Origin of the sequence: Bifidobacterium sp. CP2 (assembly GCF_018555635.1) — a bacterium.
Classification (GTDB): domain Bacteria; phylum Actinomycetota; class Actinomycetes; order Actinomycetales; family Bifidobacteriaceae; genus Bifidobacterium; species Bifidobacterium saguinibicoloris.
Genome location: NZ_JAFEJX010000003.1, coordinates 112,715 through 137,180, shown reverse-complemented (window position 1 = coordinate 137,180; position 24,466 = coordinate 112,715). Strand labels below are relative to the sequence as shown.

Below are 24,466 nucleotides of genomic sequence, written 5' to 3'. Positions count from 1 at the left end.
CTGCCGCCATCCATTCACACAGTACACAGCCATCTCGTTCATCGCGGCCCGGCGATCGCCGTATGTCCTTGCCGCGCCTCGTTGCGAACCAATGTTCGCTCTGTTCTGTTGTTCTTCACTTATATCGAAGGCGTTGCGCTTGTGGTCTTACGACGTTCTGCGCTTCGTTGCGACCTGCCGAATCCTCGGCCGATCTTAAACTCCGGCCTTCGATTTGCAGTATACATCATAAGTGAACATAAAAACAAGCTTGACACGCTGAAAACATAATGGGCAGTAATGCTGAGCGCGTATCATACAAACAAACAAAAACGAACACGATTCCGTTTTTACGGAAATGAAACGAACAAACCGTGGTTGTTTGCACAGTGCGACACGCCGAGTTTGGACAGGCTTCGAAACTCGTGTACAGTAACCACCTGTTGTCAACAACCGGTGCAAGCCGGTCGGAGACACCGCATGGTGGCTATAGCTCAGTTGGTAGAGCATCTGATTGTGGTTCAGAAGGTCGCGTGTTCGAGCCACGTTAGCCACCCCAGGGAAACCCCCGAGGCATCGCCTCGGGGGTTTCGCATATCCCGCGTCGCCCGGCGCCGTGGCATCGGGTAGCGGATGGGGATTTCAGATTGTGGCGTGTCGTCGTCCAGGGTCTCCGTATCATGGATATTCGTGTGTGCCGACGGCATGCCTTATGTGACAGGCGTGCGGGTCGGGATATCCCGCGAATCGTTTGGATCGCGCGCAGCAATGCGGCGGCGAGAGAGGGGCGGGCCATCGGGCCGGTGGACCGTGGCTTACTTTCCGATTCGGATTGGTTTCCGGAATCCAGGGGAAGTGTGGCTCACGATGCTGCGGGCCTCACGGAAACAAGAGATAACACTGAATCGGAGAATTCAAGTTGCCTACTATCGAACAGCTCGTCCGTAAGGGACGTTCGCCGAAGCCGAAGAAGTCGAAGACTTTGGCGCTCAAGGGCAGCCCGCTGCGCCGCGGCGTGTGCACCCGTGTCTACACCACCACCCCGAAGAAGCCGAACTCGGCTCTGCGTAAGGTCGCCCGTGTGCGCCTGTCCTCCGGCGTGGAAGTCACCGCCTACATCCCGGGCGAGGGCCACAACCTGCAGGAGCACTCCATCGTGCTCGTGCGCGGCGGCCGTGTGAAGGATCTGCCGGGCGTGCGCTACCACATCGTGCGTGGCGCGCTCGATACCCAGGGTGTCAAGGACCGCAAGCAGGGTCGTTCCCTGTACGGAGCAAAGAAGGCGAAGTAAGAGATATGTCACGTAAAGGACCCTCCAAGAAGCATCAGGTGCTGCCCGATCCGATCTACGGTTCGACCGTCGTGGCGCAGCTCATCAACAAGATCCTGCTTGACGGCAAGAAGTCGATCGCCGAGGACATCGTGTACTCCGCGCTCGACATGGTCAAGGAGAAGACCGATCAGGAGCCCGTGGCCGTGCTGAAGCGCGCCCTGGACAACATCCGTCCGTCCCTCGAGGTGCGTTCCCGCCGAGTCGGCGGCGCCACCTACCAGGTGCCGGTCGAGGTCAAGCCGAACCGCGCGAACACCCTGTCCCTGCGCTGGCTGACCGACTTCTCCCGCGCCCGTCGCGAGAAGACCATGGCCGAGCGTCTCGCCAACGAGATCCTGGACGCCTCCAACGGCCTCGGCGCTTCTGTCAAGCGTCGCGAGGATACTCATAAGATGGCAGAGGCCAACAAGGCCTTCGCCCACTACCGCTGGTAATTCAAGTAGAACGAGAGTTAAGGAAAACTCATGGCGCTAGACGTCCTTTCGGATCTTCACATGATCCGCAATATCGGCATCATGGCTCACATCGATGCCGGTAAGACCACCACCACCGAGCGTATTCTGTACTACACCGGCAAGAGCTACAAAATCGGCGAGGTGCATGATGGCGCCGCGACGATGGACTTCATGGCGCAGGAGCAGGAGCGCGGCATCACCATCCAGTCCGCCGCCACCACCTGCTTCTGGAACCGTCAGTCCCACGACACCAAGGACAAGTTCCAGATCAACATCATCGACACCCCGGGCCACGTGGACTTCACGGCCGAGGTGGAGCGCTCCCTGCGCGTGCTCGATGGCGCCGTCGCCGTCTTCGACGGCAAGGAAGGCGTGGAGCCGCAGTCCGAGACCGTGTGGCGTCAGGCCGACAAGTACGGCGTGCCGCGCATCTGCTTCATCAACAAGATGGACAAGCTCGGCGCGAACTTCTACTACTCCGTCGACACCATCAAGGAGAAGCTGGGCGCCAACCCGATCGTCATGCAGCTGCCGATCGGCGCCGAGAACGACTTCGCCGGCGTGGTGGACCTCGTCGAGATGAAGGCCTACGTCTGGAACGGCACCGAGGGCCTCGGCGCCAAGTACGACGTCACCGACATCCCGGCCGATCTCGCCGACAAGGCCGAGGAATACCACGAGGCGCTCGTCGAGGCCGCCGCCGAGGCGAACGACGAACTCATGGACAAGTTCTTCGAGTCCGGCGAGCTGACCAAGGAGGAGATCCGCGCGGGTGTGCGTGAGCTCACCATCGCCAAGAAGGCCTTCCCGGTCTTCTGCGGCTCCGCCTTCAAGGATAAGGGCGTCCAGCCGATGCTGGACGGCGTCGTCGACTACCTGCCGTCCCCGGAGGACGTGCCGGCCATCAAGGGCTACAAGCCCGGCGACGAGTCCGTCGAGATCGACCGCAAGCCGGTCACGACCGATCCGTTCTCCGCGCTGGTCTTCAAGATCTCCACCCACCCGTTCTACGGCAAGCTCGTGTTCGTGCGCGTCTACTCCGGCGCCGTCAAGCCGGGCGATTCCGTGCTCGACTCCACCCGTGAGAAGAAGGAACGCGTCGGCAAGATCTTCCAGATGCACGCCGATAAGGAGAACCCGGTGGATGCCGCCGAAGCCGGCAACATCTACACCTTCGTGGGCCTCAAGAACGTCACCACCGGCGACACCCTGTGCGCCATCGACGCTCCGATCACCCTCGACTCCATGACCTTCCCGGAGCCGGTCATCCAGGTGGCCGTCGAGCCGAAGACCAAGGCCGACCAGGAGAAGATGGGCATCGCCCTCGCCAAGCTGGCCGAAGAGGATCCGACGTTCCAGGTCACCACGGACGAGGAGTCCGGCCAGACCCTGATCGCCGGCATGGGCGAGCTTCAGCTCGACATCATCGTCGACCGTATGCGTCGCGAGTTCAAGGTCGAGTGCACCCAGGGCAAGCCGCAGGTCGCCTACCGCGAGACCATCCGTAAGGCCGTCATGGACCAGGGCTACACGCACAAGAAGCAGACCGGTGGTTCCGGCCAGTTCGCGAAGGTCCTAATGAACTTCGAGCCGCTCGAGACCACCGAGGGCAAGACCTTCGAGTTCGAGAACGCCGTCACCGGCGGCCACATCTCCCAGGAGTTCATCCCCTCCATCGAGGCGGGCGTCAAGGAAGCCATGGAATCCGGCATCCTCGCAGGCTTCCCGGTGGTGGGCGTCAAGGCCACCGTCACCGATGGCCAGATGCACCCGGTCGATTCCTCCGAAATGGCCTTCAAGCTCGCGGGCTCCATGTGCTTCAAGGAAGCCGCCCCGAAGGCCAAGCCGGTCATCCTCGAGCCGATCATGGCTGTCGAGGTCCGTACTCCGGAGGAGTACATGGGCGAAGTCATCGGCGATCTCAACCAGCGCCGTGGCAACATCCAGTCCATGACCGACGCCACCGGCGTCAAGGTCATCGACGCCAAGGTCCCGCTGTCCGAGATGTTCGGCTACATCGGCGACCTGCGTTCGAAGACCCAGGGCCGCGCCATGTTCACCATGCAGATGGACTCCTACGCCGAGGTGCCGAAGAGCGTCTCCGACGAGATAATCAAGGCCCAGCGCGGCGAGTGACACGCGTAGCTACGTTGATTTGCGTCACGTCTCCAGTCAGCGGTAATATCGTGTACCGCTGACTGGGTTCTGGCTCATCAATGTGGCACGAAACCCAGAAACCCAGTAACCCTACGAAACGTCCAGGAGGACAAAGTAATGGCAAAGGAAAAGTACGAGCGTACTAAGCCGCACGTTAACATCGGTACCATCGGCCACGTCGATCACGGCAAGACCACTCTGACCGCGGCCATCTCCAAGGTGCTGCACGAGGAGTTCCCGGATGTCAACCCGGAGTACGACTTCAACCAGATCGATTCCGCTCCGGAAGAGGCCGCCCGCGGTATCACCATCAACATCGCCCACATCGAGTACCAGACCGCGAAGCGTCACTACGCTCACGTGGACTGCCCGGGCCACGCCGACTTCGTGAAGAACATGATCACCGGTGCCGCCCAGATGGATGGCGCCATCCTCGTGGTCGCCGCCACCGACGGCCCGATGGCCCAGACCCGCGAGCACGTCCTGCTCGCCCGTCAGGTCGGTGTCCCGAAGATCCTGGTCGCCCTGAACAAGTGCGACATGGTCGACGATGAGGAGCTCATCGAGCTCGTCGAGGAAGAGGTCCGTGACCTGCTCGACGAGAACGGCTTCGATCGCGACTGTCCGGTCATCCACGTCTCCGCCTACGGCGCCCTGCACGATGACGCCCCGGATCACGAGCACTGGGTCGAGCAGATCAAGAAGCTCATGGACGCCGTCGACGAGTACATCCCGACCCCGGTCCACGACCTCGACAAGCCGTTCCTGATGCCGATCGAGGACGTCTTCACCATCTCCGGCCGTGGTACCGTCGTCACCGGCCGTGTGGAGCGTGGCCAGCTGGCCGTCAACTCCCCGGTCGAGATCGTCGGCATCCGTCCGACCCAGAACACCACCGTGACCTCCATCGAGACCTTCCACAAGACGATGGACGCCTGCGAGGCCGGCGACAACACCGGTCTGCTCCTCCGTGGCCTCGGCCGTACGGACGTCGAGCGTGGCCAGGTCGTGGCTGCCCCCGGCACCGTGACCCCGCACACCAAGTTCGAGGGTGAGGTCTACGTCCTCACCAAGGACGAGGGTGGCCGTCACTCGCCGTTCTTCTCCAACTACCGTCCGCAGTTCTACTTCCGCACCACCGACGTCACCGGCGTCATCGAGCTGCCGGAAGGCGTCGAGATGGTCCAGCCGGGCGATCACGCGACCTTCACCGTCGAGCTGATCCAGCCCATCGCCATGGAGGAGGGCCTCACCTTCGCCGTGCGTGAGGGTGGCCACACCGTCGGCTCGGGCCGTGTCACCAAGATCCTCGCCTGATTCACATCGGAGCGATCTTCGCGACGCGCTTGAACTAGCGTGCTGAATGGGTCCCGGAACCACTTTGGTTCCGGGACCCATTCGTATATTCGACCGTTTGTGGAGATGTCCTACGCCTCCGGGCAAGGAAACCGACCGTGTTCTTATCATCCTCGCCGCCGTGTCGCGGTAGAGGGGTGATGGCATAATAGCCAAGGCAAATTTTGGGTAAGCCCTCGACACTAGAAACATAGGTGAGAATCGTGGCACAGACTACCAATGACATCAAGAACGGATCCGTCCTGAACCTCGACGGCCAGCTGTGGACCGTCCTCAAGTTCCAGCACGTCAAGCCGGGCAAGGGCCCCGCCTTCGTGCGCACCACCATCAAGAACGTCCTGTCCGGCAAGATCGTCGACAAGACCTTCAACGCAGGCATGAAGATGGAGTTCGAGACCGTCGACAACCGCAACCTCCAGTACTCCTACGAGGATGGAGACAACCTGGTCTTCATGGACATGACCACCTACGACCAGGTCTACGTGCCGAAGTCCCTCGTCGACACCAAGTTCCTGCTCGAAGGCACCGACTGCATCGTCTCCTTCCACGACGAGACCCCGCTGAGCGTCGAGCTGCCGGCGTCTGTGGTCCTGACCATCACCCACACCGAGCCCGGCCTGCAGGGCAACCGTTCCAACGCCGGCACCAAGCCCGCCACCGTCGAGACCGGCGCCGAGATTCAGGTCCCGCTGTTCATCAACGAAGGCGAGAAGGTCAAGGTCAACACCACCGACGGCTCCTACCTGGGCCGCGAGAACTGATCCGACCGCATCAGGCCAACAGCAGACCGGCAGACCAGCACCAAGAAGAAGGACCAGCAGAGGCATGGCACGTTCCACCGCACGAAAAAGGGCTCTGAACACGCTGTACGAAGCGGACGAGAAGGGACAGGACATCCTGTCCCTTTTGGAGGAGCGCATCGAGACGCCTGGCGCGCAGACGCCGCTGCCGGAGTACGCCATCGACATCGTCAAAGGCGTTGCCGAGCACATCGCCGATATCGACTCCACCCTGGACGAGCACTCCACCGGGTGGAAGGTCAAGCGCATGGGCGTCGTTGACCGCAACATCCTGCGTATCGCCGCATGGGAGATTCTCTTCAACGACGAGGTGCCGGACAAGGTCGCCATCGACGAGGCGCTGTCCCTCGCGAAGACGCTGTGCGACGACGACTCGCCCGCGTTCATCCACGGATTGCTGTCCGCCATCTGCACGGCCAAGGAAAAGCCGATCGATTAGTCATTGCTTCAAACGCCTCCCCGCAACACGGGAGGCGTTTTCATGAGCGGACGCGTCGCACGACGACGCGATGGCCGCACCAACGCGGCCGCAGCCGGCGCATCGGACGCATACCGCACACGCGGCGTGTGAGTCTGCGCTGGCCGATAACCTAAGTTACGGATAACCCGAGTGATCACAAAGGGGGTTTTGGTGAGCGAGAACGCAAACTATTCCAAGGACGACGCGGTCCTTGTGCTGGAGGACGGCCAGGTGTACGTGGGAGAGCCATACGGTGCCCGCGGTGCGACCACGGGTGAGATCGTGTTCGCCACCGGCATGACCGGCTATCAGGAGACGCTCACCGATCCAAGCTACGACCGCCAGATCGTCGTGCAGACCTTCCCGCACATCGGCGACACCGGCGTCAACCATGAGGACCCGGAGTCCTCCCGCATCTGGGTGGCCGGCTATGTGGTGCGCGAACCCTCCCCGAACGTGAGCAACTGGCGTGCCGAAGGCAGCCTCGACGACGATCTCGTGGCTAACGGCATCGTGGGCCTCGCCGACATCGACACCCGCAAGCTCGTACGTCACCTGCGTTCCGCGGGCGTCATGCGCGCCGGCATCTTCTCCGGCGACGCCCTCGTGGACGACTCCGGCCACGTGAGGGAGCTCGATGAGCTCCTCGCCCGTGTCAAGGACACCCCGCAGATGCAGGGTCTGAGCCTGTACGACGAGGTGTCCACCAAGGAGACCTACACCATCGAACCGTGCGGCGAATACGAGGGCAAGGAGCCGCTGTATACCGTGGCCGCCGTCGACCTCGGCATCAAGGGCATGACCCCGCACCGCATGGCCGAACGTGGATGCCGCGTGCACGTCGTGCCCTCCACCATCACGTTCGAGGAGATCGAGGAGCTCAACCCGGACGGCGTCTTCTTCTCCAACGGCCCGGGCGATCCGGAACAGGCCGGTCCGGAGGTCGAGCTGCTGCGCAAGGTCCTCGATGCCGGCTACCCGTTCTTCGGCATCTGCTTCGGCAACCAGCTGCTCGGCCGTGCGCTCGGCTTCGGCACCTACAAGCTGAAGTTCGGTCATCGCGGCATCAACCAGCCGGTCAAGGACATGACCACCGGCAAGATCGAGATCACCGCGCACAACCACGGCTTCGCCGTCGACGCGCCGATTGGCGAGACCGTCGACGCTCCGTTCGAGGACGGCAGGTATGGCAAGGTGTTCGTCAGCCACATCGACCTCAACGACGACGTGGTCGAAGGACTTCAGTGCGTGGACATCCCCGCGTTCTCCGTCCAATACCACCCGGAGGCCGCCGCCGGCCCGCACGACGCAGCCTACCTGTTCGACCGTTTCTGCGAGCTCATGAAGAACAACCCGCGCGCAGAGCGCACCAACTCCAAGGAAGGTAAGTGATATGCCGAAGCGCACCGACATCAAATCCGTGATGGTCATCGGATCCGGCCCGATCGTCATCGGTCAGGCGGCGGAGTTCGATTACTCGGGCACCCAGGCATGCCGCGTCCTCAAGGAGGAAGGTATCCGCGTCATCCTCGTCAACTCCAACCCGGCCACCATCATGACCGATCCGGAGATGGCCGACGCCACCTACATCGAGCCGATCGCCACGCCGATCCTCGAGCAGATCATCGCCAAGGAACGCCCCGACGCGCTCCTGCCCACCCTCGGCGGCCAGACCGCGCTGAACGCGGCCATGGCCCTCGGCGAGGCCGGCGTGCTCAAGAAGTACGGTGTCGAGCTCATCGGAGCGTCCCTTGAGGCCATCGACCGCGGCGAGGACCGCGAGCTGTTCAAGAAGGTCGTCGACGAGGCCGGCGCCGAATCCGCACGTTCCCGCATCGCGCACACGCTCGCCGAAGTGGACCGCATCGCCGAGGAGTTCGGCTACCCGCTGGTCGTCCGCCCGAGCTTCACCATGGGCGGTCTCGGCTCCGGCATCGCGCACGACGAGGAGGAGCTCCACCGCATCGCCGGCGCGGGCATCCACTACTCGCCGACCGACGAGGTCCTCATCGAGGAAGGCATCGAGGGCTGGAAGGAATTCGAGCTCGAGCTCATGCGCGACCGCAAGGACAACGTCGTGGTCGTCTGCCCGATCGAGAACGTCGACCCCGTCGGCGTGCACACCGGCGATTCCATCACCGTGGCCCCCTGCTTCACGCTCACCGACCGTGAATACCAGAAGCTGCGCGACATCGGCATCGCCATCATCCGCGGCGTCGGCGTCGACACCGGCGGCTGCAACATCCAGTTCGCCATCCACCCCGAGACCGGACGCATCATCGTCATCGAGATGAACCCGCGCGTTTCCCGCTCGTCCGCCCTCGCCTCGAAGGCCACCGGCTTCCCGATCGCCAAGATCGCGACCAAGCTGGCCCTCGGCTACACGCTCGACGAAATCCGCAACGACATCACCCAGTCCACGCCCGCCTCCTTCGAGCCGACCATCGACTACGTCGTCACCAAGGTGCCGCGCTTCGCGTTCGAGAAGTTCCCGGGTGCCGACCCGACCCTGACCACGTCGATGAAGTCCGTCGGCGAGGCCATGGCCTTGGCCGGCAACTTCCAGGAGTCCCTCGGCAAGGCCATGCGTTCCATCGACAAGCGTCACATGGGCTTCAGCTGGGATGGTGACAAGCCCTCCGCCGAGGAGGTCGCCGATCTGCTCAAGGCCGTGCACGTGCCCACCGAGCACCGCTACCTGCAGATCATGCGCGCCATCTGGGGCGGCGCCACCATCGAGCAGCTGTACGCCGCCACCAAGATCGACCCGTGGTTCCTGAAGCAGCTCACGCTCATCAACGAGACCGCTCAGGCGGTGCGTGAGGCCGAGACGCTCACGCGCAAGCTGCTGCGCCGCGCCAAGCTCGCCGGCCTGTCAGACCTGCAGATCGCGCACCTGCGCAATCTGGGCGACGAGGGCGAGAACACCATCCGCGAACTGCGCTGGACCTACGGTCTCAAGCCCGTGTACAAGACGGTCGACACCTGCGCCGCCGAATTCGACGCGGCCACGCCGTACTACTACTCCTGCTACGCGGACGAGAGCGAGGTCAAGCCGCGCGAACGCGAGGCCGTGATCATCCTCGGCTCCGGCCCGAACCGCATCGGCCAGGGCATCGAGTTCGACTACACCTGCGTACACGCGGTGCAGGAGCTCGGCAAGGACTATGACACGATCATGGTCAACTGCAACCCGGAGACCGTGTCCACCGACTACGACATCTCCGACCGTCTCTACTTCGAACCGCTCACCTTCGAGGACGTGCTCGAGATCTACGAGGCCGAGAAGAGGATGGGCCCCGTCAAGGGCGTCATCGTGCAGCTCGGCGGCCAGACGCCGCTTTCGCTCGCCGCGCGCCTCAAGGCCGCGGGCGTGCCGATCCTCGGCACCACCCCGGAGGCCATCGACCTGGCGGAGAACCGCGAGCTGTTCGGCGAGGTGCTCAAGAAGGCGAAGATGAACGCGCCGCGCTACGGCACCGCGCTCAGCCTCGAGGAAGCCCAGGAGGCCGCGCGCAACATCGGCTACCCCGTGCTCGTGCGTCCGAGCTACGTGCTCGGCGGCCGCGGCATGGAGATCGTCTACGATGACGCGCAGCTCGAGAAGTACGTGAACCGAGCCCTGGCCGAAGCCCAGGCCGATACGGTCGTCTCCGGACGTCTGCCCTCGCCGCTGCTCATCGACAAGTTCCTCCAGGACGCCATCGAGATCGACGTCGACGCCCTGTTCGACGGCGAGGAGCTGTACATCGGCGGCATCATGGAGCACATCGAGGAGGCCGGCGTGCACTCCGGCGACGCCGCCTGCACCCTGCCCCCGTCCACGCTGTCCGACGACCAGATTCGTCGTCTGCGCGAGGGCACCTACGCCATCGCCAAGGGCTGCAACGTGCAGGGCCTGATCAACGTGCAGTACGCCTTCATGGCCAACACCCTGTACGTCATCGAGGCCAACCCGCGAGCCTCCCGCACCGTGCCGTTCGCCTCCAAGGCCACCGGCGTGGCGCTGGCCAAGGCCGCCGCCCGCATCATGGCGGGGGAGACCATCGCCGACCAGCGCGCCAACGGCCTGCTGCTGCCCAAGGGCGACGGCGGCGTCATGCACCGCGGCCAGCAGGTGGCGGTCAAGGAGTCCGTCCTGCCGTTCAAGCGTTTCCGTACGCCCGTCGGCAAGACCGTCGACATCCTGCTCGGACCGGAGATGCGCTCCACCGGCGAGGTCATGGGCTTCGACCGCGACTTCCCGCACGCGTTCGCCAAGAGCCAGCTCGCCGCCTATGAGGGAGGCCTGCCCACCCACGGCAACGTGTTCATCTCCGTCAACGACACCGACAAGCGCCAGCTGCCGCTCATGGCCGTGCGTCTCGTCGAGCTCGGATTCACCATCTGGGCGACCGAGGGCACCGCGTCCGTGCTGCGCCGCTACGGCATCGAATCGAAGATCGTGGACAAGATCTCCACCCGCGTGGACTCCGACCCCGAGGCTCCGGTGCAGGTCGTGCATGCCGAGGGATCCGTCGGCAAGAACGTCGTCGAACTCATCGAGGAAGGTGCGATCGACATGATCCTCAACACGCCGAACTCGAGAGGCTCGCGTTCCGACGGATACTCCATCCGCGCCGCCGCCATCGCCGCCGACCTGCCGCAGTTCACCACCATCACCGAGTTCTCCGCGGTGCTGCTGGCCATCGAGGCGGTCAAGCGCAACGACTACCAGATCATGAGCATCCAGGAGCATTCGAAGCAGTTGTTCGCCTTGGAAAGCAAGGATTTCTGACCAACGGAATTCCTCTCACACGAAGGAAGGGATCGCGATGAGTGACAGCCCCATTGAGGAACAGGACAAGGAACGGCTCGCGAGGCGTTCGGACTTCGGTCTGCGCCTGCGCAATTCGATGGACAAGTACGGTCCGTTATGCGTGGGCATCGACCCGCACCGAAAGCTCCTGACCGATTGGGGCTACAACGTCGACGCCGACGGCGCGGAGATGTTCGCCATGCGCATGCTGCAGGCCGCGAACGGACGCGCCGCCGCCGTCAAATTCCAGTCGCCGATGTTCGAACGGTACGGTTCGAAGGGATTCGCCGCGCTGGAACGCGTGCTGTACGCGGCCCGGCAGATGGGCATCATCACCATCGTGGACTGCCTGCACGGCGGCCTGTCCACGACGATCTCCGCCATCGCCGACGCCTACTTCAAGCCGGGCGCCCCGCTCAGGGCCGACGCGATCACGCTACTGCCGTACTACGGCGCGAGGTCCCTGCAGGGGCTCATCGACGACGCGCTCGACAACGGGCGCGGCGTGTTCATCGCCTCCCTCACCTCCAATGACGAGGGACGCAGCCTGCAGAGCGCCATCCGACAGCGCGGCGACTACGAGGGCAAAACGGTGGCGTACGGCATCGCCGCCACCGCGCAGAAGAACAACCGCAACGTGGACGGCATGGGTTCCGTCGGCCTCGTCATCGGCGCGACCATCGGCCAGTGGATCACCGAAACCGGTGTGGACCCCGCCAAGTTCACCGGTCCGATTCTGTCTCCCGGCTACGGCTGGCAGGGCGCCGACGCCAAGGACCTGCGTACCGTGTTCAAGGGGACCAGAGGCAACGTGCTCGTCACCGTCTCCCGCTTCATCGCCTCCCACGGGCCGGACATCTCCGCGTTGAGCGAAGCGACCGAAGCCATCTCCCTGGACGTGCGGCAGGCGCTGCTCGAGGCCACCAGAATCGGGGACGAGCAGTCGGACACCGCCACCATCGTGGACATGAAGCCGGCCGGCGGCAACGCCGACAACGATCATCAAGGAACGGAAAACGTGACCGAAGACAAGACCGAAGCAACGGACGCCGCCGTCGAAACCGCCACGCCGGAACCGTCCGTGGACGGCGCTCCCGCCGCCGACGTCGCGCCGGGAACCGACGCCAAGGAGGACGACGCCTCGGCGCTGCGCGGAGGACGTCTCCTCGTGCTTACCGGACCCGCCGGTGTAGGCAAGGGCACCGTCGAAGTGGCGCTGCGCAAGAAGCACCCCGAAGTATGGGTGTCCGTGTCCGCCACCACCCGCGACCCCCGTCCCGGCGAAGTCAACGGCGTGAATTACTGGTTCATGAGCGAAGAGGAATTCGCCGAGAAGGAGAAGGCGGGGGAGTTCCTCGAAACCGCACTCGTGCATGGCATGGCCCATTACGGCACTCCGTTGAAGCCCCTCGAGGAGCATCTCGCGGTGGGCACCCCCACGATTCTCGAAATCGACCTGCAGGGGGCGCGCCGCGTCAAGGAGAAAGCCGCCGAACTCGGGCTCGACGTGATGACCGTGTTCATCGCGCCGCCCAGCTTCGACGAACTCGTACGCCGTCTGACCGGCCGCGGCACCGAGACCGAGGAGCAGCGCAAGCGTCGTCTCGAGACCGCCAAGGTCGAGCTCGCCGCCGAAGGCGAATTCGACGTGACCATCATCAACGATGACGTCGAACGCGCCGCGGGCGAACTGTGGAGCCTCATCGCCAAGGAGTACGGCATCAAGGAATGACGGACGCGGCTTCCGCGAACGCCGTGCGACGGTTCGCGGGTGGCCACATCCCATCATGACGACGGAGGGCCGATCCCGTACCACGGGACCGGCCCTCCGTCATATCTGGGCGGAATCGCGGACGAATCGCGAATCAGCCGACCGAACGCTGCGACGTCTCCGCGCCGAAGAAGCCCACCACCAGCATCGACGCGATGGCGATGGCGCTGATCGCCACGAAGATCGACGTGGCGCCGAGCGCGGTGAGCATCCAACCGACCACCATCGGCATGAGCACGTTGAGCAGCTTCGCGATGGCGTTGGCCAGACCGACGCAACGGAAACGCACCTTCGTGGCGAACAATTCCGGTGCATACACCGCCACCACGGACGCCATCAGCGTGTACAGGCACATCATGAGCAGGAACCCGACCACGATGGCGCCGACGGTGGAGGTCTGGAACGCGTACAGCATGCCGAACACGCCGGTGAACAGGAACGCGGGCACGATGGTGCGCTTGCGGCCGATACGGTCGATGAGCAGCGAACCGATGAGGCAGCCGACCGGCGCGCCCAACATCATCAGCGTGGACGTGATCAGGGAGCTGGACAGGTTGATGTCGCGCTTGACGAGAATCGTCGGCACCCAGGAGGTGAACGCGTACGAGCACACGTTGGTGGCGCCCACGGCGACGATGGCGACCAGCAGGCATACACCCAGCGAGCGGCCGCCCGCATTGCGGGTCTGGGCGGCCGCATCGGCGGACGTCGCCGCCGCATCCACCGGACGGGAGCCGTTGGCCTCCATGCGGCGGACAATGGCGTCCGCCTCCTCATAACGGTCATGCACGGCGAGCCAACGCGGCGATTCGGGGATGTCGCGACGCAGCCACCAGATCACGGCGGCGATCAGGCCGATGCCCACGAACAATGGGCGCCACGACCACCGGGGGATGATCCACGCGCACAGCAACATGGCGATCGGCACGCCGCAATTCGCCACCAGGGACACGATCGCGCACCAATGACCGCGGCGGTTCATCGGCGCGAACTCGTTGACCATGGCGAACCCGGTGACGATCTCCGCGCCCAGACCGAGCCCCGCGCCCAGACGGCACAGGGCGAGGACCGGCATGGATGGCGCGAACGCACCCAGGAACGTGAAGCCGCCGAACAGCAGCAGGTTGATCTGATAAGCCACTCGGCGCCCCTTGAGGTCGCCGACGAAACCAGCCAGCAACGAGCCGATGAGCAGCCCGAGGAAACCGGCCGACATGAACGTGGAATTCTGCTGCACGGTGGACCAGTGGGTGGCCAGCGCGCTGCTGGCGACCGCGCTTCCGATGTACACGTCGATGCTGTCCATGAGCATGCCCGCGGCGACCAGCGCCACGATGCGGTGGAACATGGGGGTCTCGTTGGCCCTGTCCACGCGTGAGATGATGTCCTGTACCTGCTCCGAATGTCGTGTTTTCGAATCTGCCTTCGAATGATCCGTGGCGCCCCGTGCGCCGCTGTGCCCCGCCGTGGCGGTGATGCTCTGCCCTTCGGCAGCGGTCATGATGAATTACCTCTTATACTGCGAACCCTTGGCCCGCACGTCCTGCCTGCCGTCGCTCCTGTTGTGCGGGACACGGACAGGCCATAGCGTGCGGAGCCTGAATCCAGGATCGCGACGGTCATTGTGTGACCCGCCTGCGAATTTCCTGCACCATAGATTAGGAGGATGACGACGAGGGGCCTGTCGCCGGTCACTATGTGACCGGCGACAGGCCCCTCGATGCGGACCGGGCGGATCAGATGGATCAGATGAACGGAATGGCGGAGATCAGTGCTCCGGCTGCTCCTTGACGGCCGCGGACCGACGTTCGGCGATGATCGCGTCGGCGAGCTTCGGCTTCTCCGTAAGTTGGCCGGTGAAGCCGGGGCGGATGTCCATGTGGAGCACGAGGCTCGTGCGGTAGCCCTGTTCGGCGAGTTTCTTTGCGGCCTCGCCGGCCACGTGCAGCACGTCGTCGAGGTTGCCCTCCACGTCCGTGAACAGGGCGTTGGTCTCCTGCGGGAGGCCGGAGTCTCGGATCACCTCGATGGCCTGCGTGACGTAGGGGGAGACCTCGGCGCCCGCGCCCGTCACCGACACCTGGATTGCGGCCACCGTGTTGAGATACGATTTGCCGGTCTTCGGGTCGATGGGGACCTCCTGCCTCACGGCGAAACGATCGGTCGCCGTGGCGAGCGCCGCGTCACGCGCGTCCGAAGCGGTGCGCCCGGTGGCGTCATCGTTCTGCGTCATCGTCATTCCTCCTTCTCTCACCGCCACTGCCACGCATGGTCCATCGGGCCGGAACCGTGGCCCAGGTCGAGCATCGCGTTCAACGCGCCGGTCAGATACTCCTTCGCATGCCGGATCGCCTCGGGCAGCGTCTCGCCCTTCGCGAGATTCGACGCGATCGCGGAGCTCAGCGTGCAGCCGGTGCCGTGCGTGTTCGGGTTGTCCACGCGGTCGCCCTCGAACCACGTGACCGTGCCGTCGGCCTCGGCGAGCACGTCGTTCGCGTCGTTCGTGTGATGACCGCCCTTGACGAGCGCCGCGCAGCCGTAGCGCGTGACGAGGGCGCGCGCCGCCGCCTCCATCGAATCGGCGTCGACGATCGCCATGCCGGTGAGCTCCTGCGCCTCGGGGATGTTCGGAGTGATGACCGTAGCCAGCGGGAACAGCTTCGACGTGAGCGCGGCGATCGCGTCGTCGCTGATGAGCTTCGCTCCGGAGGTCGCGACCATGACAGGGTCGAGCACCACGTTCGTCGCGTGATGGAACGTAAGCCGGTCGGCGATCACATCGATGATGTCGGTGGCGGAGACCATGCCGATTTTGACGGCGACCGGCGGGATGTCCTCGAACACGGCGTCGATCTGATCGGCGAGGATGTTCGGCTCGGTGTCCTGGATGGAGCGCACGCCGGTGGTGTTCTGCGCGGTGAGCGCAGTGATGGCGCTCATGCCGAACACGCCGTTGGCGAGCATGGTCTTGAGGTCGGCCTGCATGCCGGCGCCGCCGGAGGAGTCCGAACCGGAGATGGCGAGTACGGGGGGAAGGGTCGTGGTTGCTTGAGTTGACATATGACACAGCTTAGTCGCGAAGCGCCGGTTTTTCACCAGTTTTCCTTGAATATCCGACGTCCTTGTGGTGTGATGGTGTGAGCCTACGAGAGAGGGGTATCATGACCGACGACGTGTTGCGCCGCGACGGCGTGCTGGCGCGCATCACCGGATTCGACGAGGGGCGCGTCGCCTATTACGCGACGATGCCGAACGGGCGGAGCACGCAACTCACGTTCCCGCGTCAGGAGGTGTTCGACGTGGGCGACGTGCTGCTCGTCGGCGACGGTTTCTACACGAAGGTGCCCGCCTCCGTCTGGCCGGTGAAACCCCGCGTCGGCGTCGTGCGCCGCGCTCTGGAGGACGCGGTCGTGCTGGAGACCTCGGATGGGTTGGAGCTCCTCGAAGGCGACTATCCAGTGGACATCACCCCCGGCAACACGGTCGAGTTCACCGACCTGTTCGGCATCGAACGCGTACTGTGGCCGACGGCCATCCGACCCGGCGAATCCGACCACGACGACGACATCAAACAGTATCGGATCACGCCGAGCGCCGACCCTGACCTCACGTTCTCGTCGTTCGGCGGCTACGAGCAGGTAGTCACGCGTGCCAAGGAGCTCATCGAGACGCAGCTCGGCAACAGCGTGCAGATGCGTGCCATCGGCGCGAAACCGATCAAGGGCGTGATCTTCACCGGAGCACCCGGCACCGGCAAGACGCATCTGGCGCGCATCATCGCCAACGTGGCCGACGCGCAGTTCTACCTCGTCTCCGGTCCGACCATCGTGAGCAAATACGTGGGCGACAGCGAGGAGACGCTGCGCATGATCTTCGCCGCCGCGCAGGCCGACCAGCGCGCCATCATCTTCTTCGACGAGATCGATTCGATCGCCTCCTCGCGCGACACCGACACGAACGGCGTCGGCAAGCGTCTCGTCGCGCAGTTGTTGACGCTCATGGACGGTTTCGCGTCCAAAGGCAACGTGGTGGTCGTCGCCGCCACGAACCGCATCGAGGATGTGGACCCGGCGCTGCTGCGCCCGGGCCGATTCGACTGGCAGATTCCGTTCCCGATGCCGAGCGAGCACGATCGACTTGCAATCCTCGAAGTGCAGGAACGTGCGCTTTCGACCGAGGGGGAGTTGCCCCTCGCGGACATCGCACGGCGCACCGAAGGGTGGAGCGGCGCCGAGGTATGCGCCATCTGGACGGAGGCTGCGCTCGTCGCCGCCAAGGACTGTCGCGCCGCGATCCGCGCCGCCGATCTCACGACCGCGTTCGAACGCGTCGAACGCCGCCCGGAGCTGCGCGCGCATCGGGGATAGCCGCAGGGAATCGCACCCGATGATGAAGCCCTCTCCCCGGGAACGAGGAGAGGGCTTCATCATCGGACCGGTCGAGGAGGCCGGATTACTCGGTGGCGGTGGAGTAGAGCTTGCCGCCCTGGGCGGTGTACTTCTCGCTCATCGCGTCGAGGCCGGCGCGAATCTCCTCGGGGCTCAGCACGTTGGCGGAGACGACGCCGTCGGCCGCGGCCGAAGCGGTGTCGGCGGAGGCCGGGATGCGGCCGGCGAGCGAATCCTTCACGATCTGCTCCTGGGCGGCCGCACCGCCGAACGCCTTGCGGATGTTCTGCGAGATGGCCATCGAGCAGAACTTCGGACCGCACATCGAGCAGAAGTGCGCCATCTTGGCCGGCTCGGCGGGCAGCGTCTCGTCATGGAACGCGATCGCGGTGTCCGGGTCGAACGCCAGGTTGAACTGGTCGAGCCAACGGAACTCGAAGCGGGCCTTCGAGATCGCGTCGTCACGATCCTGCGCGTGTGGGTGGTGCTTGGCGATGTCCGCGGCGTGGCAGGCGATCTTGTAGGCGATCACACCCTGCTTGACGTCGTCCTTGTTCGGCAGACCGAGGTGCTCCTTCGGGGTCACGTAACACAGCATGGCGGTGCCGTAACGGGCGATCTCCACGCCGCCGATCGCGGACGTGATGTGGTCGTAGCCGGGGGCGGTGTCGGTGGTGAGAGGCCCCAGCGTGTAGAACGGGGCGCCGGAGCACACGGCCTTCTCCAGTTCGATGTTCATGCGCACCGTGTCGAACGGGATGTGGCCCGGGCCTTCGATCATGACCTGCACGTCCTTCGCCCACGCGCGCTGGGTGAGCTCGCCGAGCGTCATCAGCTCCGAGAGCTGCGCCGCGTCGTTGGCGTCCGCGAGGGAGCCGGGGCGCAGACCGTCGCCGAGCGAGAACGCCACGTCGTACTTGGCGAAGATGTCGCACAGCTCGTCGAAGTGCGTGTACAGGAAGCTCTCCTGATGGTGGCGCAGGCACCAGTCGGCCATGATCGAACCGCCGCGGGAGACGATGCCGGTCATGCGGTTCGCGGTGAGCGGCACGTAGCGCAGCAGCACGCCGGCGTGGATCGTCATGTAGTCGACGCCCTGCTCGCACTGTTCGATCACGGTGTCGCGGAACAGCTCCCAGCTGAGCTTCGAGGCGTCGTCCTCGACCTTCTCCAGCGCCTGGTACATCGGCACGGTGCCGATCGGCACGGGGGAGTTGCGCAGAATCCACTCGCGGGTGGTGTGGATGTCGTTGCCGGTGGACAGGTCCATCACGGTGTCGGCGCCCCACTTGGTGGCCCACGTGAGCTTCTCCACCTCCTCGTCGATGGACGAGGTGACGGCGGAGTTGCCCATGTTCGCGTTGAGCTTCGTGAGGAAGCGGGAGCCGATGATCATCGGCTCGGCCTCCGGGTGGTTGATGTTGCACGGCATGACGGCGCGGCCGGCGGCCAGTTCGGAGCGTACGAGCTCCACCGGGCAGTTCTCGCGCTCGGCCACGTACTTCATCTCCGGGGTGACGATGCCGTGGCGGGCGTACCACATCTGGGTGATCGGGTGGTCCTTGGCGCGCAGCGGCTGGTGCTTGCGTCCGCGCCATTCCTTCGTGGCACGGCCGCGCTTGATGGCGCGCTTGCCGTCGTCCTCGAGGTTGCGGGCGCGGCCTTCGTACTCCTCGACGTCGCCGCGGTCGCGGATCCAGTCGAGGCGCAGGGGCTTCAAGCCCTCCTTCGGATCGCACTTCGGACCTTCGGTGTTGTAGTCGATGAACGGCGGGTTCGGGCCGACGCCGGGCGTGTCGGAGAGCTTGATCTCGGTGTACGGCACCTCGAGGGCGTAGGAGCCGTATTCGTAGGAGAACGGTACGGACTTCGTCTTGCGGATGTGGGCCTTGTCGCGCTGCTTGGAGCCGCGGGCGGCGATGTCGACGCGCTGCTGCTTGGCGAGCTTCTGCGCCTCCTTCGCTTCCTTGGCGTTCGTGAACTTCTTCTCGGTGGCCTCGGCGCCCGGCTTGGCGGCGCCCTCCTGCGTGGCCTGCGTGTCGGCGGCCGGCGTGTGGGTGACGATGCGAGGCGCGTAGCCGTGACGCTTGTCGCCGCGCACGGCCTTCCAGCCCTCGACCATCGCACGGGTGGCTTCCTCCGGGTTCCCGGCGCCCGCGATCGCGGAGACGGCGAACCAGCCGGCGGCCTTGGTGCCGGCGAGCATGGCCATGTCGGCCGCGGTCACGCCGCCGCCGACCACGACCGGGAAGTCGGAGGCGGAGCAGATGGTGTCGATCTGACGTGCGTCCAGGGTCTTGCCGGATCCGTCGTTGCCGCCCACGGAGGCCTCGGGCTTGGTGGAGGAGACGTGCAGCGGGCCGGCGCCGATGTAGTCGATGCAGCCGTCTGGCAGTTCGTTGATGAGACGGACCAGCGACTCGGTCTCGGCGGACAGGCCCACGATCGCCTCGTCGCCGAGCAGGGCGCGGGCCTCGCGCGGTTCCATATCGGTCTGTCCGATGTGCACGCCGTCGACCTTGATGCCCTTGCGGCGGGCCTGCCACACCACGTCGGCGCGGTCGTCGATGACGAATGCCACGGAGTCGGACTTCCCGTTGTCCTCGATGATCTGCGCGATGTCGCGGGCCATGTCCGTCAGCTCGGAGGCGTCGGCGCCCTTGGCGCGCAGCTGGATGAACGTGGCGCCGCCGCGCAGGGCCTGGTCGACCACGTCGGTCAGCGGACGGCCCTTGCAGTCCTCGGGGCCCGCCACGAAGTACGCGGACAGGTCGAACGAATCGCGCATCGAGGCGTAGGGATATTCGTTGCTCATTTCTTGTTCCTTTTGGTTGGTTGTTGGATCAAGTCTGGTAGCGGATGGCGGGTCCTGATGGTCGCCGTGGGTCCGCCGGTGGAACTCAGGCGAGGTGAATCTCGCTTGCGGCCACCTGATCGGGGGTCGTATTCCACAGGGCGTCGAGGAATGCGACCTGGAACGAGCCCGGACCATGCGATGCCGCCTCGGCGGTCTCGCCGGCACGGTTGTAGAGGGCGGTCGCGGCGAGCGCGGCGACGAGGGGGTCGGTCACGGCGAGATAGACGGCGGTCACGCCGCCGAGCGAGCAGCCGGCGCCGGTGATCTTCGTCATCATCGGGCTGCCGCCGGGCAGCCGGTAGACGGTCGCTCCATCGGTCACGAGGTCGACGGCACCCGAGACGGCCACCGCTGCCTTGCCGTCAGGCGCGAGGGAGGCCAGATGACGGGCAAGTCGCCTCGCCGGTTCGATCGCGGCGTCGACTTCGTCGACCGATTCCACTCCCGCAGGGCGGCTGACCGGCGTATTGCCGGGTTCGGCCTCTTCGGCGAGTCCCCACATATCCGTCAGGGCGATGATTTCGGAGGCGTTGCCGCGCACGATGGTCGGGGGAGCGGCGCGGAAGGACCTGAGAATCTCGGTGCGCGTCTCGCCGATGCCGGCGGCCACCGGATCGAGCACCCACCGGTGCCCGGCCTTGTGGAACGCGCGGGCGATCTTCGGCAGCGCGTCCTTGTAGAACGGCAGCAACGTGCCCACGTTGATGTAGTCGGCACCGGAGATGGCCGCCGTGTCGATGACGTCGTCCGGCAGGAAGCTCATGGCCGCAGCGCCGCCGGCGGCGAGCTGGGCGTTGGCGACGAGGTTGATGGTCACGAAGTTGGTGAACGACTGGGCCATCGGCGTCGTGGCCCGCACCTGTTCGACGGCGTGCCTCATGTGTTCGCGAAGCTCGGCGAGGCGGTCGTCGGACGGGACGTGGGAATCGGCATCGCAGCCGTTGCGATGGGTATGCGAGAAATCGCTCATCTGTCACTGCTCCCTACGCTGGTCTTAACCAACAGGTTCAAAGGGTCGGGCCGTGCGCCCATCTCAACCCGCCGGAGTGCCGCGGGTTCCCCTGCATTTCGTTATCGTTTCAGACGCTAGGGGGCGATATGGACAAGATGTGACGGAATCGCACATCCGTGGGCGTCGCCTCTGGCGGGTCCCGGCGAGGCGTGGTAGCGGGGCCGGTCGGCGGCCGGTCGGCGTATGCAGGTAGGCTGAAGCGGTTGTAAGACCCCAAACCGTTCAAACCAGAAGGTGCATTGTGGCTCAGTCCAAACTTGATGAAGTCGTATCCCTCGCGAAGCGTCGCGGTTTCGTGTTCCCCGCCGGCGAGATCTACGGCGGAACCCGTTCCGCCTGGGATTACGGCCCGCTCGGCGTCGCGCTGAAGGACAATATCAAGCGCGAATGGTGGCGTTCGATGGTCGTCACCCGTCCCGACGTCGTCGGCGTCGACACGTCCATCATCCTGCCGACCCCCGTGTGGGTCGCCTCCGGCCACGTCGCCGTGTTCAACGACCCGCTGGTCGAATGCCTCAACTGCCACAAGCGCAACCGCGCCGACAAGCTCCAGGAGAGCTACGCCGAGAAGCACGGCGACAAGCTGCCGGAGAACGGCATGGCCGACATCGTGTGCCCCGACTGCGGCACCCGCGGCAAGTGGACCGAGCCGCGCGACTTCAACATGATGCTGCGCACGCACCTCGGCCCGGTCGAGGACGAGAACAGCCTGCACTACCTGCGTCCGGAGACCGCGCAGGGCATCTTCGTGGACTTCAAGAACGTGATGGCCTCCTCGCGCTCCAAGCCGCCGTTCGGCATCGCCAACATGGGCAAGTCCTTCCGCAACGAGATCACCCCCGGCAACTTCATCTTCCGCACCCGCGAGTTCGAGCAGATGGAGATGGAGTTCTTCGTCGAGCCCGGCACCGACGAGGAATGGCACCAGTACTGGATCGACGCCCGCACCCAGTGGTATCTGGACCTCGGCGTCAAGCCGGAGAACCTGCGCCACTACGAGCATCCGAAGGAGAAGCTCGCCCACTACTCGAAGCGCACCGTCGACATCGAATACAAGTTCGGCTTCCAGGGCTCCGACTGGGGCGAGCTCGAGGGCGTCGCCAACCGCACCGACTTCGACCTGTCCGCGCATGCCAAGCACTCCGGCGAGGATCTGAGCTACTTCAACCAGGCCACCGGCGAACGCTACGTGCCGTACGTCATCGAACCGGCCGCCGGCCTGACCCGCTCCCTCATGTGCTTCCTCGTCGACGCCTACGACGTTGACGAGGCCCCGAACACCAAGGGCGGCGTCGACAAGCGCACCGTGCTGCGCCTCGACCCGCGTCTCGCCCCGGTCAAGGCCGCCGTGCTGCCGCTCTCCAAGAAGCCGGAGCTGCAGTCCGTGGCCCAGGACCTCGCCGCCGACCTGCGTCAGCACGAGTGGATGATCGACTACGACGAATCCGGCGCCATCGGCCGCCGCTACCGCCGTGAGGACGAGATCGGCACCCCGCTGTGCATCACCGTCGACTTCGACACCCTCGACGACCACGCCGTCACCATCCGCGACCGCGACACGATGAACCAGGAGCGCGTCTCCCTGAACAAGGTCGCCGAATACGTGGACTCCCGCATCGGCGAGCACCGCACGCGCGTGCCCATGAAGCCCGTCGCCATGGGCGGCGAGGCGTGGCCGGAATCCGTGAGGATCAACGAGGCCGGCGGTCTGTACTGATCCCCGACCCCCATCGAAGGACCCATAAAGGACCCGTATCCCAGTGACTTCCGACAACGAAATCACCATCGACGAGCGCGGTGACTGCCTCACGGGGCAGGACCCGCGCTCGCCGCGTCGTGCCGTCGACGCCCCCACCGTGGCCGCGGCCGTCAAACCCGTCGGACTCGGCCCGATCGAGGTGCCGACCCCGGTGGTGCTCTCGCCGATGGCGGGCGTCACCAACTGGCCGTTCCGCGTGCTCTGCGAGGAATATGGCCCGGACGGGCTCTACGTCGCCGAGATGATCACCGCTCGCGCGCTCGTGGCCCGCAACCCCAAGGCGCTGCGCCTATGCCGCTTCGCGCCTTCCGAACGGGTGCGTTCGCTGCAGCTGTACGGTGTGAACCCTTCGATTGTCGAGCAGGCCGCCCGCATCGTCGTCGACGAGGACATGGCCGACCACGTGGACCTGAACTTCGGGTGCCCCGTGCCGAAGGTCACGCGCCGCGGCGGCGGTTCCGCGCTGCCCTGGAAGACCGACATCTACACGGATGTGATCCGACGCGTCGTCAAGGTGTGCGGCGAGGCCGGCATCCCCGTCACCGCGAAGATCCGTGTCGGCATCGACCACGAGCATGAGACATTCCTCGAGGCCGGACACATCGCCCAGGAGGAGGGGTGCGCGGCCGTGACGCTGCACGCCCGCACCACCGCCGAATACTATGGTGGCCATTCCGATTGGAGCCGTATCGCCGAGCTCAAGAGCCATGTGGACATCCCGGTGTTCGGCAACGGCGACATCTGGGGCGCGGACGATGCGCTCGCCATGATCCGCGAGACCGGATGCGACGGCGTGGCCATCGGCCGCGGCTGCCAGGGGCGTCCGTGGCTGTTCGCCGACATCAAGCACGCGTTCGAGGGTTCCGGCGAGCGGTTCAACCCCACGTTGGGCGAGGTCTGCCGCGTAATCTCGCGCCATGCGCGCCTGCTCGTCGAGTTCTACGACGGCGACGAGCGCATGGCCGTCCATGACCTGAGGAAGCACATCGCCTGGTATCTGAAGGGGTTCCCCGTCGGCGGCTCCACGCGCAAGGCGTTCATGGAGTGCGAGAGCCTCGAGGACGTGGACCGCGAGATCGGCAGGCTCGATCCGGACATACGTTTCCCGGAACGGGTGATCGACAAGCCCCGTGGGCGCGTGAGGTTCGCCAAGAAGGTGCATCTGCCGTATGGCTGGCTGGACTCCCGCGTCACCAGTCATGAGGAACGGGAGACCTTGTTCGGGGACGACCCCATGGACGCCTCGTACTGATTCCTGCGCGCCGGTCCGGATGCGGCCGGCGCGCGCGTCCCAAAAATGCGCTACACGCGCGAAAATATCACACCAAACGGTAAGGCCCT

At 65.0% G+C, this 24,466-nt stretch carries 17 protein-coding genes, 1 tRNA gene, 1 pseudogene and 1 riboswitch; of the genes and pseudogenes, 14 read left to right on the top strand and 5 right to left on the bottom strand.

Features of this window, described 5'->3' with window-relative positions; genetic code table 11:
- The first annotated feature begins 462 nt into the window (after nucleotides 1-462).
- From JS531_RS03250 to gmk, 11 genes and pseudogenes are all read left to right on the top strand, one after another.
- Nucleotides 463-538: transfer RNA gene (locus JS531_RS03250), tRNA-His, on the top strand.
- 360 nt (nucleotides 539-898) lie between these two features.
- Complete coding sequence (rpsL, locus tag JS531_RS03245; RefSeq protein WP_094667405.1) at nucleotides 899-1,270, top strand: 30S ribosomal protein S12; 372 nt, start codon at nucleotides 899-901, stop codon at nucleotides 1,268-1,270.
- Nucleotides 1,271-1,275: 5 nt separating this feature from the next.
- Nucleotides 1,276-1,746, top strand: a complete 471-nt coding sequence (rpsG, locus tag JS531_RS03240) for a 30S ribosomal protein S7 (protein WP_214312600.1) — start codon at nucleotides 1,276-1,278, stop codon at nucleotides 1,744-1,746.
- A 30-nt stretch (nucleotides 1,747-1,776) separates the two neighbouring features.
- Nucleotides 1,777-3,903: an elongation factor G gene (gene fusA / locus JS531_RS03235; protein WP_214312592.1), complete on the top strand. Its 2,127-nt coding sequence runs from the start codon at nucleotides 1,777-1,779 to the stop codon at nucleotides 3,901-3,903.
- A gap of 138 nt (nucleotides 3,904-4,041) precedes the next feature.
- Nucleotides 4,042-5,241: an elongation factor Tu gene (gene tuf, locus JS531_RS03230; protein WP_214312578.1), complete on the top strand. Its 1,200-nt coding sequence runs from the start codon at nucleotides 4,042-4,044 to the stop codon at nucleotides 5,239-5,241.
- Between the two features lie 242 nt (nucleotides 5,242-5,483).
- Nucleotides 5,484-6,041 (top strand): elongation factor P, encoded by a 558-nt coding sequence (efp, locus tag JS531_RS03225; protein ID WP_214312576.1) that lies wholly within the window; start codon nucleotides 5,484-5,486, stop codon nucleotides 6,039-6,041.
- A 64-nt stretch (nucleotides 6,042-6,105) separates the two neighbouring features.
- On the top strand, nucleotides 6,106-6,519 hold the full coding sequence (nusB, locus tag JS531_RS03220) for a transcription antitermination factor NusB (RefSeq protein ID WP_214312574.1): 414 nt from the start codon (nucleotides 6,106-6,108) through the stop codon (nucleotides 6,517-6,519).
- A 192-nt stretch (nucleotides 6,520-6,711) separates the two neighbouring features.
- Nucleotides 6,712-7,932, top strand: coding sequence for a glutamine-hydrolyzing carbamoyl-phosphate synthase small subunit (gene carA / locus JS531_RS03215; protein WP_346427752.1), 1,221 nt, complete (start codon nucleotides 6,712-6,714; stop codon nucleotides 7,930-7,932).
- Between the two features lies 1 nt (nucleotide 7,933).
- A complete protein-coding gene (carB, locus tag JS531_RS03210; RefSeq protein WP_214312564.1) occupies nucleotides 7,934-11,317 on the top strand; it encodes a carbamoyl-phosphate synthase large subunit in 3,384 nt (1,127 codons plus the stop codon).
- A 37-nt stretch (nucleotides 11,318-11,354) separates the two neighbouring features.
- A pseudogene (gene pyrF, locus JS531_RS10975) lies at nucleotides 11,355-12,263 on the top strand (orotidine-5'-phosphate decarboxylase); the annotation flags it as partial.
- A 222-nt stretch (nucleotides 12,264-12,485) separates the two neighbouring features.
- Complete coding sequence (gene gmk / locus JS531_RS10970) at nucleotides 12,486-13,070, top strand: guanylate kinase (protein ID WP_236034456.1); 585 nt, start codon at nucleotides 12,486-12,488, stop codon at nucleotides 13,068-13,070.
- Between the two features lie 133 nt (nucleotides 13,071-13,203).
- On the opposite strand, the gene JS531_RS03200 is transcribed toward gmk, so the two are convergent.
- From JS531_RS03200 to thiD, 3 genes are all read right to left on the bottom strand, one after another.
- Nucleotides 13,204-14,610: an MFS transporter gene (locus JS531_RS03200; RefSeq protein ID WP_240542007.1), complete on the bottom strand. Its 1,407-nt coding sequence runs from the start codon at nucleotides 14,608-14,610 to the stop codon at nucleotides 13,204-13,206.
- 267 nt (nucleotides 14,611-14,877) lie between these two features.
- Nucleotides 14,878-15,342, bottom strand: coding sequence for a thiamine-binding protein (locus JS531_RS03195; RefSeq protein ID WP_214312554.1), 465 nt, complete (start codon nucleotides 15,340-15,342; stop codon nucleotides 14,878-14,880).
- A gap of 17 nt (nucleotides 15,343-15,359) precedes the next feature.
- A complete protein-coding gene (thiD, locus tag JS531_RS03190; RefSeq protein ID WP_214312552.1) occupies nucleotides 15,360-16,169 on the bottom strand; it encodes a bifunctional hydroxymethylpyrimidine kinase/phosphomethylpyrimidine kinase in 810 nt (269 codons plus the stop codon).
- A gap of 98 nt (nucleotides 16,170-16,267) precedes the next feature.
- Here thiD and JS531_RS03185 point away from each other — a divergent pair, with 98 nt between their 5' ends.
- Nucleotides 16,268-17,476, top strand: a complete 1,209-nt coding sequence (locus tag JS531_RS03185; protein WP_214312908.1) for an AAA family ATPase — start codon at nucleotides 16,268-16,270, stop codon at nucleotides 17,474-17,476.
- Between the two features lie 85 nt (nucleotides 17,477-17,561).
- Here JS531_RS03185 and thiC read toward each other — a convergent pair whose 3' ends face one another.
- Nucleotides 17,562-20,312: a phosphomethylpyrimidine synthase ThiC gene (gene thiC / locus JS531_RS03180; protein ID WP_214312550.1), complete on the bottom strand. Its 2,751-nt coding sequence runs from the start codon at nucleotides 20,310-20,312 to the stop codon at nucleotides 17,562-17,564.
- Nucleotides 20,313-20,397: 85 nt separating this feature from the next.
- The gene (locus tag JS531_RS03175) at nucleotides 20,398-21,234 is read right to left on the bottom strand and encodes a hydroxyethylthiazole kinase (protein WP_240542016.1); all 837 of its coding nucleotides are present in this window, start codon (nucleotides 21,232-21,234) and stop codon (nucleotides 20,398-20,400) included.
- Between the two features lie 83 nt (nucleotides 21,235-21,317).
- A riboswitch (TPP riboswitch) is annotated at nucleotides 21,318-21,427 on the bottom strand.
- A 180-nt stretch (nucleotides 21,428-21,607) separates the two neighbouring features.
- Here JS531_RS03175 and JS531_RS03170 point away from each other — a divergent pair.
- Entirely contained in the window at nucleotides 21,608-23,083 is a 1,476-nt protein-coding gene (locus JS531_RS03170) for a glycine--tRNA ligase (RefSeq protein ID WP_214312546.1), read from the top strand.
- A 43-nt stretch (nucleotides 23,084-23,126) separates the two neighbouring features.
- Nucleotides 23,127-24,377: a tRNA dihydrouridine synthase DusB gene (gene dusB / locus JS531_RS03165; RefSeq protein ID WP_214312544.1), complete on the top strand. Its 1,251-nt coding sequence runs from the start codon at nucleotides 23,127-23,129 to the stop codon at nucleotides 24,375-24,377.
- The last annotated feature ends 89 nt before the right edge of the window (nucleotides 24,378-24,466 follow it).

Excerpts from the sequence above, each read along its gene's own strand:
- JS531_RS03200 (WP_240542007.1), bottom strand. The coding sequence starts at position 14,610 with ATGACCGCTGCCGAAGGGCAGAGCATCACCGCCACGGCGGGGCACAGC.
- carB (WP_214312564.1), top strand. The coding sequence starts at position 7,934 with ATGCCGAAGCGCACCGACATCAAATCCGTGATGGTCATCGGATCCGGC.
- thiC (WP_214312550.1), bottom strand. The coding sequence starts at position 20,312 with ATGAGCAACGAATATCCCTACGCCTCGATGCGCGATTCGTTCGACCTG.
- tuf (WP_214312578.1), top strand. The coding sequence starts at position 4,042 with ATGGCAAAGGAAAAGTACGAGCGTACTAAGCCGCACGTTAACATCGGT.
- rpsG (WP_214312600.1), top strand. The coding sequence starts at position 1,276 with ATGTCACGTAAAGGACCCTCCAAGAAGCATCAGGTGCTGCCCGATCCG.
- JS531_RS03175 (WP_240542016.1), bottom strand. The coding sequence starts at position 21,234 with ATGAGGCACGCCGTCGAACAGGTGCGGGCCACGACGCCGATGGCCCAG.
- JS531_RS03195 (WP_214312554.1), bottom strand. The coding sequence starts at position 15,342 with ATGACGCAGAACGATGACGCCACCGGGCGCACCGCTTCGGACGCGCGT.
- thiD (WP_214312552.1), bottom strand. The coding sequence starts at position 16,169 with ATGTCAACTCAAGCAACCACGACCCTTCCCCCCGTACTCGCCATCTCC.
- fusA (WP_214312592.1), top strand. The coding sequence starts at position 1,777 with ATGGCGCTAGACGTCCTTTCGGATCTTCACATGATCCGCAATATCGGC.
- nusB (WP_214312574.1), top strand. The coding sequence starts at position 6,106 with ATGGCACGTTCCACCGCACGAAAAAGGGCTCTGAACACGCTGTACGAA.